Origin of the sequence: Paenibacillus albicereus (assembly GCF_012676905.1) — a bacterium.
Taxonomy (GTDB): Bacteria; Bacillota; Bacilli; order Paenibacillales; family Paenibacillaceae; genus Paenibacillus_O; species Paenibacillus_O albicereus.
Map to the genome: position 1 here is coordinate 2,595,958 of NZ_CP051428.1, position 14,846 is coordinate 2,610,803.

15 protein-coding genes are annotated in these 14,846 nt (G+C 66.8%); 4 read left to right on the top strand and 11 right to left on the bottom strand.

Annotated elements, in window-relative coordinates:
• Positions 1–57 precede the first annotated feature (57 nt).
• Positions 58–1,353 carry an MFS transporter gene (locus HGI30_RS11425; RefSeq protein WP_168907679.1) on the bottom strand — a complete coding sequence of 432 codons (1,296 nt, stop codon included), beginning with the start codon at positions 1,351–1,353 and terminating at the stop codon, positions 58–60.
• Between the two features lie 62 nt (positions 1,354–1,415).
• Entirely contained in the window at positions 1,416–1,964 is a 549-nt protein-coding gene (locus HGI30_RS11430; RefSeq protein ID WP_168907680.1) for a cysteine hydrolase family protein, read from the bottom strand.
• A gap of 126 nt (positions 1,965–2,090) precedes the next feature.
• On the opposite strand from HGI30_RS11430, the gene HGI30_RS11435 reads away from it, so the two are divergent.
• Positions 2,091–2,453, top strand: a complete 363-nt coding sequence (locus HGI30_RS11435; protein WP_168907681.1) for a DUF423 domain-containing protein — start codon at positions 2,091–2,093, stop codon at positions 2,451–2,453.
• Positions 2,454–2,625: 172 nt separating this feature from the next.
• Here the strand turns inward: HGI30_RS11435 and HGI30_RS11440 are convergent, their stop codons facing one another.
• From HGI30_RS11440 to HGI30_RS11450, 3 genes are all read right to left on the bottom strand, one after another.
• Positions 2,626–3,000, bottom strand: coding sequence for a hypothetical protein (locus HGI30_RS11440; protein WP_168907682.1), 375 nt, complete (start codon positions 2,998–3,000; stop codon positions 2,626–2,628).
• A 95-nt stretch (positions 3,001–3,095) separates the two neighbouring features.
• Positions 3,096–3,389 (bottom strand): hypothetical protein, encoded by a 294-nt coding sequence (locus tag HGI30_RS11445; RefSeq protein ID WP_168907683.1) that lies wholly within the window; start codon positions 3,387–3,389, stop codon positions 3,096–3,098.
• Between the two features lie 40 nt (positions 3,390–3,429).
• Positions 3,430–4,899 (bottom strand): NAD(P)H-binding protein, encoded by a 1,470-nt coding sequence (locus HGI30_RS11450; protein ID WP_168907684.1) that lies wholly within the window; start codon positions 4,897–4,899, stop codon positions 3,430–3,432.
• A 164-nt stretch (positions 4,900–5,063) separates the two neighbouring features.
• Here HGI30_RS11450 and HGI30_RS11455 point away from each other — a divergent pair, with 164 nt between their 5' ends.
• Together HGI30_RS11455 and HGI30_RS11460 are read left to right on the top strand one after the other, a co-directional pair.
• On the top strand, positions 5,064–5,372 hold the full coding sequence (locus HGI30_RS11455; protein WP_168907685.1) for a hypothetical protein: 309 nt from the start codon (positions 5,064–5,066) through the stop codon (positions 5,370–5,372).
• Positions 5,373–5,542: 170 nt separating this feature from the next.
• Complete coding sequence (locus HGI30_RS11460; RefSeq protein WP_168907686.1) at positions 5,543–6,823, top strand: N-acetylmuramoyl-L-alanine amidase; 1,281 nt, start codon at positions 5,543–5,545, stop codon at positions 6,821–6,823.
• An 86-nt stretch (positions 6,824–6,909) separates the two neighbouring features.
• On the opposite strand, the gene HGI30_RS11465 is transcribed toward HGI30_RS11460, so the two are convergent.
• A complete protein-coding gene (locus HGI30_RS11465; RefSeq protein WP_168907687.1) occupies positions 6,910–7,788 on the bottom strand; it encodes a LysR family transcriptional regulator in 879 nt (292 codons plus the stop codon).
• 135 nt (positions 7,789–7,923) lie between these two features.
• Between HGI30_RS11465 and HGI30_RS11470 the strand changes: the two genes are divergently transcribed.
• The gene (locus tag HGI30_RS11470) at positions 7,924–8,829 is read left to right on the top strand and encodes a DMT family transporter (RefSeq protein ID WP_168907688.1); all 906 of its coding nucleotides are present in this window, start codon (positions 7,924–7,926) and stop codon (positions 8,827–8,829) included.
• Here the strand turns inward: HGI30_RS11470 and HGI30_RS11475 are convergent.
• The 5 genes from HGI30_RS11475 to HGI30_RS11495 form a co-directional block, all read right to left on the bottom strand.
• On the bottom strand, positions 8,826–9,071 hold the full coding sequence (locus HGI30_RS11475) for a hypothetical protein (protein ID WP_168907689.1): 246 nt from the start codon (positions 9,069–9,071) through the stop codon (positions 8,826–8,828). The two genes, HGI30_RS11470 and HGI30_RS11475, sit on opposite strands and share 4 nt — an antisense overlap.
• A gap of 209 nt (positions 9,072–9,280) precedes the next feature.
• Positions 9,281–12,055 carry an FtsX-like permease family protein gene (locus tag HGI30_RS11480; RefSeq protein WP_168907690.1) on the bottom strand — a complete coding sequence of 925 codons (2,775 nt, stop codon included), beginning with the start codon at positions 12,053–12,055 and terminating at the stop codon, positions 9,281–9,283.
• Positions 12,049–12,735 (bottom strand): ABC transporter ATP-binding protein, encoded by a 687-nt coding sequence (locus tag HGI30_RS11485; protein WP_168907691.1) that lies wholly within the window; start codon positions 12,733–12,735, stop codon positions 12,049–12,051. The genes HGI30_RS11480 and HGI30_RS11485 overlap by 7 nt, the downstream gene beginning before the upstream one ends.
• A gap of 126 nt (positions 12,736–12,861) precedes the next feature.
• On the bottom strand, positions 12,862–13,932 hold the full coding sequence (locus tag HGI30_RS11490) for a sensor histidine kinase (protein ID WP_168907692.1): 1,071 nt from the start codon (positions 13,930–13,932) through the stop codon (positions 12,862–12,864).
• Positions 13,929–14,654, bottom strand: a complete 726-nt coding sequence (locus tag HGI30_RS11495) for a response regulator transcription factor (RefSeq protein ID WP_168907693.1) — start codon at positions 14,652–14,654, stop codon at positions 13,929–13,931. Before HGI30_RS11495 ends, HGI30_RS11490 begins: the two co-directional genes overlap by 4 nt.
• Between the last annotated feature and the right edge of the window lie 192 nt (positions 14,655–14,846).

Sequence of the window (14,846 nt, forward strand, 5' to 3'; positions counted from 1 at the left end):
CTATACAAATTAAAATGCTCGAAAGACGGCTGGCCGCGAAGGGAGCTTCCCTCCAAGCTAGCCGCGCTGGCCTCCCTCTTCCTCCTCGACCGGCTTGAAGCGCTGCTTTGCAAAAAAGTAGCCGAACAGCAGCGCGATCAGCGTGTAGATGACGGCGGTTACCGTGAACGCTCTCGCATAGCCGTGATAAGCTCCATATCGCGCCACGAGCCCCGTGCTGATCGGCGCGGCGATGAACCAGCCCAGATTGAACATCGCCTCCCCCGAGCTCGCCGCAAGCCCCCGCAGAGACCGATGGACGTACCGCATCTTGATCGTGCTGTAGAACGGGTTGGCGGCGTTCATGAGCGCCTGCCGGAACAGGTAGCCGACGCTCGCCAGCCAGAACTGATGCGTATAGGCGGTCAGCACGAGGAACGGGATCGAGCTGAGCTGCAGCCATACGACCGCCCTCACCTCTCCCATCCTGCGGGCGATGGCCGGCCCCAGCAGGAACGCGATCGCCGTCGCCCCCTGTCCGAGCGCCACGACAAGCCCGATGCTCGAATGCGAGGCCTGGAAGCGGTCCTCGAAATAGACGTTCAAATAAGGCACGACCATGCCGCCCGCCATCGAGGACAGCAGGCTGAGCAGCGTGAAGGCCGCGATCGCCGCATAGGAGGAGCGATGGAGCCGAAAGCGCTCGCGAAAGCTCCGCTTGGGCTCGGGCAGCGCGGACGGCTGCCCACCGCCGAGGGCGGACGGACCGCCGAACTTCAGGATCGGCACGAGCCCCGCCGCCGCGATCGCCACCCCGACGAGCAGCGTCGCCCTCAGGCTGGCGATCTCGCTCCATCCCGCAAGCGCTCTCAATGCGTCGCTGACCAGCCCTCCGCCGAGATTGCCTGCGACGTTCGCCGCCATCACGAGCGCCATGTTGAAGCTGAACAGGTGGACGCGCTCCCGGGGCGACGAGTTGTCGGCCATGAACGGCAGAATCGTGGCGGAAACGATCGCCTGAGCCATCCCGGCGACGAAGGCGAGCGAGGTCAGCTGCCCGCTGCCGACCGCCCAGGTGCGGGCGGCGAGCACGGCGACGACGGCGACGGCGCCGATGCCGATCATCCGCTTGGCGCCGAACCGGTCGTTGGCGAGGCCGGCCGGGATGAGGATGAGCGCGGCGGCAAGCGCCGTCGCCCCGACGATGTCTCCGACCATCGTCGGCGGATGGCCGAGCGCCTTGACATAAAGATTGTAGATCAGGCTGTACATGCCGAGTCCGATGTTCCACAACAGGTTGAACACGAAGAACAGCCGGATGTTGCGGCTGTAGCCGCCCAGCTGCTCGCGCCACTCTTGGATGAAGGTAGACATGTTCCCCATCGTATCGCAAAAAAAGAATTCCTACAACGGCAGCCGCCGCAAAAATCGGGCCGTCAGCGGATATCGGCTCCGAGGCAGCTCCGGAAATGCTGCAGCGCCCAGTCATGGCCCGCGGCGTTGAAGCTCGCCACCGCCCGTTCATGGATGACGAGCCGGTAGCCGAGATTGTAAGCGTCGACGGCCGTATGCAGGATGCAGATATCCGTGCAGTCGCCGACGAGATGCAGCTCCCGGACGCCTCGCTCGCGAAGCCGGAGATCCAGATCCGTGCCGGCGAACGCCGAATAGCGGGTCTTGTCCCGATACAGCACGTTCGGCAGTCCGCGGATCCGCTCGTACAGCTCGCCGAGCTTGCCGTACAGCTCCCTGCCCTTGGTGCCCCGCAGATTATGCGGCGGAAACAGCTTCGTCTCCGGATGATGCGCGTCCTCCGGCTCATGCACGTCGACGGCGAAGACGACCCAGTCGCCCGCCTCGGCGAACTGCTGCGTCAAGCGCACGATTTCCCCTTCGATCGCCCGGCCGGGCTCGCCGCAGCTCAGCGCGCCGTCTTCCGCGATGAAATCGTTCGTATAGTCGATGTTGAGGAGAGCTCTTGCCATCGTTCATCCCTCCGGATTCGTATTTCCCCCATCCTACCGAATCGAGGCGTTCTCTGCAAATCGGGTCGGGGATTGACGGAAGCGCTCGCGGCCGCTAGCATACGGAAGTGGAAGGAGCGTGTCCCCATGCAAACCGCTTTTGTGCTCGGAGCGGCATTTCTGTTTCTCGGCGTCGCGGTCGGAGCGTTCGGCGCGCATGCGCTGAAAGCCCGGCTGGCCGGCGATGCCGGCAAGAACTATCAGACCGGCGTGCTCTACCATCTGCTGCACGGCGTCGGCATCGTCGCCGTAGGCGCTACGCCGCTGGCCGCAACGTCGTCGCTGCTGCAGGCCGCGGTATGGCTATTCGCCGCCGGCATCGTGCTGTTCTCCGGCAGCCTGTACGCGCTCAGCCTGAGCGGAGTGAAAAAGCTCGGCGCGATTACGCCGCTCGGCGGCCTCGCCTTTCTCGCCGGCTGGGCGCTCGTGGCGATCGCCTATATCGGGTAGCCGACGGCCGCTTCCGTGCCGTTCCGACGGAACGAGCCGGGATCGGCTACCGGACGGCGGACTGCCGCTCGTCCATCGCCGCGCAGCAAAAAGGCTTCCCCCTCCGACGGACGTCGGTTCGGGAAGCCTTTTTTTTGCTTGTCACGTGGTCCTCATGGAACCCCGCGTCCGCTCAAGGCTGAAGCATCCCGAGCATCGGCGACAGCTCCAGCGGAAGCACGCGATGCGCCGGCACGAGCTCTCCCGACGCCTTCAGGCCGAACAGGCTGACGGCGACCTCCGACAGGTCGTCGACATTGTTGACCTGCACCTCGTATGCCGTGTTGCCGCCGACATAGTACGTCTGCGAGATGGCGGAATCGGGCGGAACGATAAAGCCCGATACGTAGATCGGCACGAGACCCGTCCCGCTCCAAGGCACGCCGAACAGCTGTACGATGATAAGCGCCTGATCCGGTCCGAGATTGCGGGCGTTGACCGCCACGTTCACCGCCTGTTCCTCTTCGTTCTGGGGATTGGTCATCAATCCCGATGTGTAGGTCGACATGTTGCCGTCACCTCTCCTCTCTCGCTTGTCCTCCATCCTATGCCGCTGTTGAGGCGAGCGCGAGGGACAGCGGCGGAGATGCGGACAGGCCGGGGCTAGAGGCGGTCGAGCTTGCGGGAGCTGAGCTTCGGCTTGCAGGCTTTGCAGACGCCGAGGACTTGTCCGTTCTCATCGGCGTAAAAGGCGAGCCGCGCGGACGGCTGCCGGCAGAGCGAGCAAGGCTGCGTCTTGCCGCGGCCATCGGCGCGGCTCGGCTTGCCCTTGCGTCGGCGCGCCTCATCCAGAGCCACGACATTCGAACGCGGACGCGAGCCTGTCTGGCGGCGATGAAGCCAGAAGGCGATCGCGCAGGCCGCGGCCGCCGCCAAGATCAGAACCGGCACGAGCATGGGCCTCTCTCCTTTCGGGGCAGCATGGCTTTCGTCCTCCTTATTCTGCCTCTTCCGGCCGCTTTCGCGCAAGTGCCCGCAGATGGCGGCCGAACAGCCGCATCACGAGCAGATGGGCCTTGGCTTGGCCGTACTTGTACAGAAACCACGGCAAGGCCGGCCTGTAGTCGTGGATCGCCGCCAGACAGTCGCGGGACTCCGGCAGCTGCAGGAATTCGAGCCGCCCGTCGTCTCCCTCCTCCGCATGCGCGAAGCGTCCGCCCGCGATCCGGTAGGTGGAGCGATGCGGCGTGCTGCGGGCTTCGGCGTGACGCAGCTCCAGCAGCGGTCGCCGCAAGGGGAACAGCCGCATGCTCACTTCTCCCCTCTCTCCCCGCTCGGCCCGGATGAGCGGCTGGAACGCGCTCCCCAGCCATGTCAGGTAATGCTCTCCGGCCCAATGGGCATCCTGTCCGGGCTGCAGCCGGAACCGCTGCACGGAGCGGACGTCGGCTTTCGCAGCCGGCTTTCGGCTGGCGCCGCTCTTGCCCGCGCCCTTCCCCTTCTGCCGCTTGAGCTCCTCCTCCTGCCTCAGCGCGTCGGCCGCCGCCTCGCGGTAGGAGATCCGGCCGTCGCTCAGTCCCGCGATCTCATGCCGCCGCTGCGACACCATCGGATGGGCGAGGCTCTCCACGAGCGGATAGGCGATCTCCTTGGGAGCGCCGGCAACGAGCGATATCCAGAGGCGCGAGAGCTTGACGGTCGGGAACGGAAACGGAATCATCCAGCGCCGGAGGCCCATCACCGCCGCGGTCTCGCGCAGCAGGTCCTGGTAGCTCATCCGGTCCGGGCCCCCGGCATCGACGGCTCGCCCCATCGCCTCCGGCTTGCCGATGGCCGCCGTGATCGAGTTCAGGATGTCGGACAAGGCGATCGGGTGGGTCGGCGTGCGCGTCCAGCTCGGCAGGATCATGACCGGCAGCCGGCGCACGAGCTTGGAGAGGATCGGGAACGACGAGCCTTCCGGCCCGACGATCAGCCCCGCGCGGATCGTCGTCACCGGCACGCCGTACGAGCCGAGGATGCGCTCCACCTCGAGGCGGCTGCGCAGATGCCGGGAGAGCTTCTCCGGCGGCACGTCCGGCGGAATCATTCCGCTCAGATAGACGATCTGCCGCACGCCGCAGCCGGCGGCCGCGCGCGCGAAGTGAACGGCCAATATCGCATCCATGTCCTCGAAGCTGCCCTGGGTCAGCTTGGCCGAAGGCATCATGGAGTGGATGAGGTAGATCGCGACATCCGCGCCGCGAAGCGCTTCTGCCGCCTGCTCTTGGGAGAAGAAGTCGCCGCGCCGCCATTCGACGCCGGGCTCGCTGCGGGACGGATCCGCTTGGCGGGATAACGCGATCAAGCTGAAGTCAGGCCGCAGCTTCTCCAGCAGGTGTCTTCCGATATAACCGCTCGCCCCGGTCAGCGCGACGACGGGCCGCGAGCGGGACGCTTGCAAGCCGGTTTGCTCGGCAGTTGTCATGGCAGTTCCAGTCTCCTTCCGAATCTCGCCCTCGTTCAGAGTTCCATACCCGCTGCGCGCGGGAGGCAAGCAGTCCGTCCGGGAAAGCCGCCTTGCGGATGCCCGGGCGGATATGCGATGATAGGGCGAGCAAGAACATTTGACCCCTAAAGGAGTGGCCTTCCATGCGCAGGCAAATGGAACGTTTCAAGCAGCAGCTGAGCGACCAGGGAAAGCTGCAGGGGCGCGAATCGGTGCTGATCGCCTTCGACCATCTGCTCGATCTGCTCGATGAGCATGAGGAAAAGCACCGGCTGGAAATCGGCGCCCGCAGCACGAACGGCGAGAAGTCCAACGGCGAGGTCGAAGCGGCGATCCGGGCCGAGACGGAGTTTTTCCGCGATGCCGTCCGGACGGTCATCGAGCGCACGATCGCGGATCTCGTCCATCGGGGCGACAAGGAATGGAAAAAGTTCTACGACCGCATCGATTAGCTCTCCGTCCGCCCCTCTTGCCGAGGGGCGTTTTTCTTCTTCATTGCGCGCGGAAGCTTCTTGGGACGCGGAGAATGGCCGCATCCGCCCTTCGTCGGCGGCGGCCCACCCCCCTCGTCCACCGGCTGAATACTCTATTCTATCTTAGTCCGCAAAGGAGTGATAGATAGATGGCGATCGCAAAAACCTCGATCCTCGGCCAGCCGGCCGTGTCCGCGGAGGTGATGACCGCTTACGTCCGAACGGTCAATCCATCGTTCAATCCGGATATTGCCCGCCAGTTCCGGCTCGTCGGCAGCCGTCTCGGCATCCGGGGCGAAATCGCGCTGTGCCAGTCGATCCATGAGACGAACTGGTTCCGCTTCGGCGGAGACGTCAAGCCCGAGCAGAACAACTTCGCCGGCATCGGCGCTACCGGAGGCGGCAATCCCGGCGCCAGCTTCGCCACGATCGCGGAGGGCGTGACCGCTCAGATCCAGCATCTGTACGCCTACGCGACGACGGCGCCGCTGCCTGCCGGCGAAACGGTCGTCGATCCGCGCTTCGCGCTCGTCGCCCGCGGCAGCGCCCCCGCCTGGGAGGATCTCGCCGGCAAATGGGCCGTGCCCGGCTACGATCGGACGAAGTATGCTTCGCTGCAAGCCGCGCTCGAGGCCGGCGATACGTACGGCCAAAAAATCGTGCGGCTGTACGGAACGATGGCGGCGACCGTGCCCGCAGCAGTGCCGCAAGCGCCGCTGCCGATCGTGGCGCTCGACGCCGGGCATGGCGGCACGGACCCCGGCGCCCAAGGCTTCGGCATCGTCGAGAAGGACAGCGCGCTTGAGCTGGCGCTGCGCGTCGCATCGCTGCTGCGCGCCGGATACAGCGTCGACGTGCGGCTTACGCGCAGCACGGACGTCTTCGTCCCGCTCGGCGAACGGGCAACGATGGCGAACGGCTGGAAGGCGGATTATTTCGTCTCCCTGCATCACAACGCGGCCGGCGGCGAAGGCTTCGAGTCGTATGTCTACCCCGGCACGCGCTCCGGCGCGTCGGGCGTCCGCCAGGATGCCGTGCATGCGGCGATCATGAAGGTCCTCGCTCCGCTCGGCGTGGCGGACCGGGGCAAGAAGGAAGCCAACTTCGCTGTGCTGCGCCAGACGACGATGCCGGCGGTGCTGCTGGAGAACCTGTTCGTCGACCAAGCGCTCGACGCCGGCTTGCTCAAGGACTCTGCCGTGCGCCAGAACCTGGCGGCGGCGATCGCGGAAGGAGTGGCAAAAGCGATGGCATTGACCCCGAACTATCCGGCAGGCACGCCGGACTACAAGATTCAGGCGATCGAATGGCTGTACGCGCAAGGTTATCTCACCGATCCGATCTGGAAGCAGCAGCCGGACGCGCCCCTGCCCCTGTGGGCGGAAGCGCTCATCCTGCAGCGGATGTACGAGCAGCTCCAGGGCTCTTAAACGATGCGAAAGGCAGCTCCCGAGGCCATCTGCCGGCCTTGAGAGCTGCCTTTTTTCCGGTTCCGCCTGCCGTCGCGCCGCCTAGGCTAGGCGTCCAGGCTCCCCACGTACTCCTGGATGTAGTCCATGAACCGCTTCGCCGCAGGCGAAAGCAGCTTGAACGAGGCGGCGGCGATGCCGAGCGTCCGGTACCGCCCGTCCTCGAGCTCCACCATGCTCGCCCGGTGGTCGCGCCCCCGTAGGACTAGCTCGGGCAGGATGCTGATGCCGAGCCCGTGCTCCACCATCGCGATGATGGCATAATCGTCATGCGTCTCGTATTTGATGCGCGGACGGCGGATCGACTCTTCGAGAATGCGCCGGACGTCGTAGTCCGAGCCTTCCTTCGGAATGATGAACACCTCGTCCTCGAGCTGGCTGAGGGACAGCCTGGGCTCTGCGGCCAGAGGATGGTCCGGCGGGAGCACGAACAGCATCCGGTCCTTCTTGAGCGGCAGCGTGTCGAGTCCTTCGCGCGACGGCAAGGAAAGGAAGCCGAGATCCATGCTGCCGTCCGCGATGCCTTCCTCGATGTCGCGGTAGTCGCCCTCGATCAGCTTGAGCTCGATGCCGGGATAGTCGCGGTCGAACGCCTTGATCATGGCCGGCAGCCAGTGCACGGAGACGCTCGTGAACGTGCCGAGCCGGACGGTGCCGGACTGCAGCCCTTTGAGCAGCGCGATCTCCTGCTTGAGCTGCTCCTGGGCGGCCAGCAGCTCGCGCATCGGACGGAGCAGCCGCTCGCCGCTTTCGGTCAGCCGGATGCCGGAGCGGCTGCGGGTAAGGAGCGCGAGCCCGAACTCCTTTTCCAGGCTGCTGATCGCATGGCTGACGCCCGACTGCGTAAGGCCCAGCGTCTCTCCTGCGCGCGTCAGGCTGCCGAGCTCGACGACCGTGCTCAGCACCTCGTATTTGAACAGGCTCATGGCCGATCTCCCCCGCCGTTTTCATTCATTTTTCTCATATTGTCCATGACAAACATTCAATTCCCTTATGCTTCGGTCATTAGTATACTTTACCACGGATGATAGCTTCAAGAAGGAATGGAGAATGGAACGAAGATGAAGAAATCGGAATGGCTGCTGCTTGTCGTCACGTTGTGCTGGGGGTCCGCCTACCTGCTGCTGAAGGCGGCGATGGAGGCGGTCGAGCCGCTCATGCTGATCGGACTGCGCTTTATGATCGGCTTCCTGATCGCCGGCGCGATCCTGTATCCCCGTCTGAGGAAGGCCACACGCCGGACGGTCGCGCTCGCCGCGACGCAAGGCGCGCTGCTGTTCCTCATCTCCGTGACGGTCACCTTCGCGCTCAAGTCGACGTCGACCGCGAACGCCAGCTTCCTGCTCAGCCTGACGGTCATCTTCGTCCCGCTCCTGTCCGCGCTGTTCCTGCGTCAGAAGCTGACGCCGCAGCTGACGGCGGGCATCGGCTTCGCGATCGCCGGCATCGGCCTGATGACGCTGAAGATGCCGCTGTCGATGCAGCCCGGAGACCTGCTCTGCATGCTCGCCGCTCTCATCAACGCAACATACGTGCTGCTGACGTCCAGGGCGGCCAAGGAAGTGGACACGATCAATCTCGGCGTCCTGCAGCTCGGCTTCGCCGGCTTGTTCGGACTGATCTTCGCCGGCTTCATGGGCCAGCTGTCGCTCCCGTCGACCGGCGGCGGCTGGGGAGCGATCCTCGCGCTCGCAGTCGTCTGCAGCGCCTTCTGCTACATCGCCCAGCCGGCCGCGCAAAAGTTCACGACCGCCTCGCGAGCGGGTCTCATCTTCTCGATGGAGCCGGTGTTCGCGGCGATGTTCGGCTTCCTCTTCGCCCGGGAGATGCTCTCCCCGCAAGGCTATGCCGGCGCCGCGCTCGTCCTCTGCGGCGTGCTCGTCTCGGAGTATGGAGCCCGCTGGCTGCATGCGCTGCGCCGCCGCAGCCGCCCGCAGGCGCAGCCGGACCCCGGCATGCTGCCCTAAGCGCGCAGCAGATCCGGCCGCGATGAGCCGCGCGCGGCGAGCTTGACCGCATGGCGCATCGCGGCGGCGCGTACCCGCTCGGGCCCGTAGGCGCCGTCCTCGCTGCGGAACAGCTCGCACAGCGCTTGCTGCGCCGCTTGCACGGCGAGCTGCTCGTCGCCAAGCAGGTAATAGCAGACGGAGTAGCATTCCTGCTCCGACTGCCGCAGCCTCAGGATTCTCTCCTCGGTTCGCTTGCTCATGCCGCACTCTCCCTTGCCTCGTTCTCTATCTAAGACGGATTATACCTGCTAATTGTATCCGGAGTATGTCCAAGGATAAGTATAGTGGGCTTTGACCTGAAAAAAAGAAACAAAACCATAGCAATTGCTGAAGATTTTCTTAAACGAGCAAGCCTCCCTTTTCCCTGTCCGGGAATCGGGAGGCTTGCTTGTTTGTCGCTGAGGGCGGTTCAGGCATCCGCGCGGCGCAGCGATTCGACCGGCGTTCCCCGCAGCGCGGAACGGGCAGGGCCTGCCTGCAGCAGTACGGCGAGCACGGCGAGCGTCAGCAGGATGCCGCCGAGCAGCAGGCCGTCGAAGTCGACCGGCAGCGGCTTTTCCAACGGGCGCAAATCCGATTGCAGGACACGGGCGAACGCGATCGCGCCGCTCCAGCCGGCCGCCACGCCGGCGAGCAGGCCGAGCAGGCCGAGCAGGCTTCCTTCGAGCATGAGCGCCCGCTTCAGCGCCTTGGCGGACACGCCGGCGCAGCGGAGCATCGCGAGCTCGCGCTCGCGGTCAAGCATCGACCGCCGCTGAAGGACGGCAAGGCCAAGCAGCCCGATTGCCGCCGACAGCGCCGTGAACCCCAGGAAACCGTTCACGAGCCGCGTCGAGGACGCATGCTCCTTTACCGTATCAAGATAAGGAATGGCAGCGGCGGAGGCCCCTCCGGAGAGGAGACGGGAGACGATCTCCTCGTCCCGCTTGAGGTCGGAAGGGTCGAGCTGCAGCAGGATGAGCCCTTGGAATTTCTGCGTATCCCACGGCCGATGGTAGCCCTCGCGCAGCTGCCTCCAAATGTCGGGATGCACGTAGGTCGTGTCGTACACGTACGCGGCATTCAAGCTGTTCGACGTATTCGGCTCGGCGAAGCCCGCGATCGTGAACGACAGCTTCAGATCGGGCGGCTGCCCCGCGGGCAGGAACGCGTCCCGGTAGAAGCCGAGCTCGATCGTATCCCCGACACGGTAGCGCTTCTCCGGATAGGCGAACGTTCCGGACGGCTCGACGCCGTAGTCCTTGAAGCTGCGCGGCAGGATGATGGACCGCTTGTCCGCCATGACCTTGGCCCAAGCCTCTTGATCGGAGGCGAACGCCGAGGCGCGCTCCAGCAGCTTCCAGTCTCCTCCCTGGACGAGCTCGGGGCGGACCGGTACGAACGTTTGGCCGCTTCTCGCCGAGCTATCGGACAGAGTGGCGGAGGCCATCGCAGGCTGGACGAGGACATGCCCGTCTACCGCCTCCCGCAGCGTCTCGTCGGTTCGCAGCAGCTCCAGCATGTCCTGCTTCTCGCGCTCGCTCTCGTACGCGGCGAAGCCGCTGTAGCCGAGAAGACCCTGCGGACCGTTCGCCGGACTCGTATTGGACAGGATCAGGCTCGACAGCCCCGAGGTGAAGGTAATCGTCATCATGGCGACCGCGAACAGCAGCATGACCGCGAACGTGCGTCCCGGCCGCTGGCCGGAGTAGCGCAAGGCGAGCAGCACGCTCGTGCCGGCGCGCGGTCCAAGCCGCGCGCCGGCCGCCTGCAGCAGCAGCTGCAGAAGAAGCGTGAGCGCAGCGGCGGAGGCGATCCAGACGATCGCCAGGCGCAGCATGACCAGCCCATCCGGAGCCGCCGGCTCCCAGCTCCACGTCTGGTGCGCTTGCAGCGCGAGGATGACGCAAGCCGCCGCGCCGGCCAGGGCTCGGCGGACAGAGCGGCCGGCCTTCCCGCTTGCGGCCGCGCCCTCCCGCGCCGAGCCCCGCATCGCGCCGACGATCGGGCCCGAGCCGGCCAGCCGGCTCGCCGCCAGGACGAGCAGCATCTGAAGCAGCAGCACCGACGCCGCTCCGACAAGCAGCACCGGCAGCGGCAGATGGGGCTCGATCGGGATGCCCGCCGCTTCGGCCGTCCGGCCAAGCTCCGAGCCGTAGATCGCCTTCACCAGCCCCCAGCCCGCAGCCAGTCCTGCCGCGATGCCGGTCAAGCCCGACAGCAGCCCGAGCAGCAGCGCCTCCGCCCGGAACAGGCTGCGCGCCTGCTTGCGGCTGAGGCCGATGGCGCGCAGCACGCCGTACAGCTCTGCCCGCGAGTCGGCGAGCATGAGCACGATCTGCCGCAGCAGGAACGCGCTGGAGAAGATCGCCGTCAGGCTGATGACGCCGATCAGCACGACGAGATTGCTGCGCGTCATGCCGAGCGCTTCCTGCTTCACGTGGCGCGTCTGATACCAGCCATCCTGCCCGGAAGGCATGCTCATGCCGAGCACCGAGTCCGCCGGATTCATCCGCGTGGCGAGGATCGCCGAGAAGCTGCCTTCGGGCAGTCCCGCGAGCCGCCGCGCGTCATCCGGATGGAGCACGAGCGTCCCGCTCTGGCGGGCCGCCTCGCCCCGGTAGCCGGACAAGCCGGACGGAGGAGGCGCATCGCGCAGCTTGAAGCCGTGGCGCGTGCCGTCCGGAGCGTCCGCATACACGACATCGCCGGCCACTAGTCCGAGCGCTTCCGCCGCTTCCGCGTCAAGCAGCGCCTCGCCCGGCCGCAGCGGATCGTCCCACAGCCGCGATCCCGGCTCGAACGAGGCGGCCGCAGCCGTCTCGAAGCCGATGGCGAGCGCCTGCGGCAGCGAAGCGGATTGCGCGTCGTTTGCCGGGGAAGCGAACAGCGTCGCCGGGACCGATGCGACGGGCAAGTACCGATAAGGCATCGCCCCGGCGCCGCCCCCCTCGGCCGCTATGGCCTGGGCCCGCTCCGCCGTAAAGCCGTTTCCCTTGCCCGACGGCGCGAGCGCAAAGTCGACCGGCCCGAAATGCCGGCTCAGCCATTGCTGCCCGCTTTCCCGGACGGAGCCGTAATGGAACATCGACATCGCCAGCAGCATCGCGCCGATCGCTCCCGCCAGCACGGCAAGCGCCGTCTGCCGCCCCTGGCGGCGCAAGTAGCGCGCGCCCATCGTCCAGGAGATGCCGCGCTTCAGCATGTCGCGCCCTCCCGATCCTCGACGATGCGGCCGTTGAACATGCGGATCTGGCGCGGCAGGCGCTGCGCCAAGCGGTCGTCATGCGTGACGAGCAGCAGCGTCATGCCGTACTGGCGGTTCATCAGCTCCAGCAGTCCCATCACCTGGTCGGCGGCTTCGGAATCGAGCGCTCCGGTCGGCTCGTCGGCGAACAGGATGTCCGGCTTGCCGGCGACCGCACGGGCGATCGCCACGCGCTGGCTCTGTCCGCCGGACAGCGCCGACGGCCGCGAGCGGCGCTTGCCGGCGAGGCCGACCAGCTCAAGCGCCTCGAGCGCCTTGCGCTCCGCCTCGCGGCGGGTCATGCCGGCGGCGAGCAGCGGCAGCTGCACGTTCTCCTCCGCGCTCAGCACCGGCACGAGATGATACGCCTGGAATACGAAGCCCATGCGCTTCAGCCGCAGTGCCGCGAGCTCCTTCTCGCGCCGCCGGTGGACCGCCTCGTCCCCGATCCAGATTTCCCCGCCGTCGGCCGGCTCGAGGCCGCCCAGCACATGCAGCAGCGTCGACTTGCCGCAGCCGGACGGTCCCGTCACCGCCGCCATCTCTCCTTTGCCCAGCGTCAATCCGACCTCGCGGAGCGCTCGCGTCGCTTCGTTCCCGGTTCCATAGGTCTTGCTCAGTTGGCTCGCTCTCAACATCGACTGCCGTCTCCTTTCGCATCCCGCGCTTTCGGGGATGCCTTCACCTTAGCAGGCCGGGATGCAGTCTTCGCCGAGATGATGTGCAGAACCCGTGCAGGCGTCCCAGGTCCGGATGCCCGAAGCTCACTCGCGAAACAGCGGGAGACGCGCCGTGAATGCCGCTCCCTCGCCGACGCGGCTCTCCACCTCGACCGAGCCGTCATGCGCCTGGGCGATGCCCCGGACGACAGCCAGGCCGAGACCCAGGCCGCGCGGCGCAGGGCTCCCGTCGGCGTACGTCGGCTTGCGGTAGTAGCGCTGAAACAGCTGCTCCGCTTCCTCCGGCTCGAACCCCCAGCCGTCGTCGCGGACGCGCAGCACGAGCTCCGCTCCGCTGGCGGAAGCGCTGACCGTCACGCGGCTGCGGGCATGGCGGATCGCGTTGCCGAGCAGGTTGAGCAGCAGCTGCGAGAATCGCTTCTCGTCTCCGTACAGCAGCAGCTTGACGTCGAGCTCGGCGACGAGCTCGACGCCCCGATCGTCGGCTTCCGGCTGCAGCAGCTCGATCGCCGACGCCGCTGCGGCCGCCGGCTCGAACCATTCCTTCTCGATCCGCAGGCGACCGCTCTCGGACAAGCTCAAATCCTGCAGATCCTGCACGAGCCGGCTCATCGCGGCGGCTTGCTCGGACAGCACGGCCAGCCGCTCGGGCGGAAGGGGGCGCTGCTCGTACAGCGCATTGTCCAGGGAAGCGCGGATGACGGCGAGCGGCGAGCGCAGCTCATGCGCGACCTCAGCGACCATCAGGCGCCGAGTCGTCCGCAGCTGACGAATCATCCCGGCGCCGCGCCGGAGCGCGTCCGCCATCAATTGCTCCTCGAGCGTGGCGGGACTGCGGTCCGGCCCAGGCGCTGCGCTCGCCGCCTCCGGGCCTTCTTCCTCCCGCTCCGGCCCCTCCGCCAGCTTGCCGGCCTGGACAATCCACGCCGACACGCGCCGACGCCAGCGCCGCCGCTCCAGCCACGCCCCGCCTGCCGCCAGCGCCGCCGCTCCCGCTCCGGCCAGCAGGCAGCGCGCCAGCTCGGCGGCTCCCGCATCCTGATCGGAGCCGGGCCACAGCGCCGCGAGCAGCGCCGCCGCTGCCCCGCCTGCTAGCGGCAGCGCCGCAGCGGCTGCGATCCGCTTGATCCGATCCGCGGCGGCAGGGGCGCTCATCGGCCTCCTCCTGCATCCGGATTGAATTTATAGCCGACCCCATAGACAGTCAGCACGAAGCGCGGGTCGGCCGGATCGTCGCCGAGCTTGCGCCGCAGGTTGCGGATATGGCTGTCGATCGTCCGCTCATAGCCCGCAAAGGCGTCGCCGAGCGCCTCCTCCAGCAGATGCGTGCGCGTGAATACGCGCCCCGGCCGCGAAGCGAGCCGCAGCAGCAGGGCGAACTCGGTCCGAGTCAGGTCGAGCGCGCGTCCCTCGAGCTCCGCCTCATGCGACTGCGGGCGGATCGTCAGCGCCCCTCGCTCCAGGACCGCAGCCTCCTCGTCCGCGGCATGCTGACCGCTTGCGCCTACCGCCTGCCTCCCCGTCCGCCTGAGCACCGCCTTCATGCGGGCGTGCAGCTCGCGCAGGCTGAACGGCTTTTGGATGAAATCATCCGCGCCGAGCTCCAGCGCGAGCACGCGGTCGAACTCGTCTCCTTTGGCCGTCACCATGAGCAGCGGCAGCTGCCAGCTGCGGTCGTTGAGCCGACATAGGTCCAGCCCCGTCCTGCCGCCTTCGAGCGTCCAGTCGACGAGCAGCAGGTCGGGCTTTTCCCGCCCGATGAGCGCCTCCGCCACCTCCGCCGATGCCGCTCCCGCCACTTCCCAGCCCTCCTGCCGCAAGAAACGCGCTCCCTCCTCCAGCAGCTCCCGCTCATCCTCGACCCACACGACCTTCATCCCGCATCCCCCCGTACCGTTCGTTGCGATGATTCGCCTTGGCTCCCTATTATATCGATCTCCGCTCCGCACGGACAAGCTCCCCGCCCGGCTCGGCTTCCGGAAGAGCGTTCAGCCGCTTTTGCCCGGACGCGCCAAAAAGGACGCGGCGAACCGAAGTTCGCAAGCGTCCTTTTTGGGCATGCAAGGAGC

Coding starts and splice junctions, on each gene's coding strand:
- HGI30_RS11465 (WP_168907687.1), bottom strand. CDS start 7,788: ATGAGCCTGTTCAAATACGAGGTGCTGAGCACGGTCGTCGAGCTCGGC.
- HGI30_RS11430 (WP_168907680.1), bottom strand. CDS start 1,964: ATGGCAAGAGCTCTCCTCAACATCGACTATACGAACGATTTCATCGCG.
- HGI30_RS11455 (WP_168907685.1), top strand. CDS start 5,064: ATGCGCAGGCAAATGGAACGTTTCAAGCAGCAGCTGAGCGACCAGGGA.
- HGI30_RS11450 (WP_168907684.1), bottom strand. CDS start 4,899: ATGACAACTGCCGAGCAAACCGGCTTGCAAGCGTCCCGCTCGCGGCCC.
- HGI30_RS11425 (WP_168907679.1), bottom strand. CDS start 1,353: ATGTCTACCTTCATCCAAGAGTGGCGCGAGCAGCTGGGCGGCTACAGC.
- HGI30_RS11480 (WP_168907690.1), bottom strand. CDS start 12,055: ATGCTGAAGCGCGGCATCTCCTGGACGATGGGCGCGCGCTACTTGCGC.
- HGI30_RS11445 (WP_168907683.1), bottom strand. CDS start 3,389: ATGCTCGTGCCGGTTCTGATCTTGGCGGCGGCCGCGGCCTGCGCGATC.
- HGI30_RS11475 (WP_168907689.1), bottom strand. CDS start 9,071: ATGAGCAAGCGAACCGAGGAGAGAATCCTGAGGCTGCGGCAGTCGGAG.
- HGI30_RS11490 (WP_168907692.1), bottom strand. CDS start 13,932: ATGAGCGCCCCTGCCGCCGCGGATCGGATCAAGCGGATCGCAGCCGCT.
- HGI30_RS11435 (WP_168907681.1), top strand. CDS start 2,091: ATGCAAACCGCTTTTGTGCTCGGAGCGGCATTTCTGTTTCTCGGCGTC.
- HGI30_RS11440 (WP_168907682.1), bottom strand. CDS start 3,000: ATGTCGACCTACACATCGGGATTGATGACCAATCCCCAGAACGAAGAG.
- HGI30_RS11470 (WP_168907688.1), top strand. CDS start 7,924: ATGAAGAAATCGGAATGGCTGCTGCTTGTCGTCACGTTGTGCTGGGGG.
- HGI30_RS11485 (WP_168907691.1), bottom strand. CDS start 12,735: ATGTTGAGAGCGAGCCAACTGAGCAAGACCTATGGAACCGGGAACGAA.
- HGI30_RS11495 (WP_168907693.1), bottom strand. CDS start 14,654: ATGAAGGTCGTGTGGGTCGAGGATGAGCGGGAGCTGCTGGAGGAGGGA.
- HGI30_RS11460 (WP_168907686.1), top strand. CDS start 5,543: ATGGCGATCGCAAAAACCTCGATCCTCGGCCAGCCGGCCGTGTCCGCG.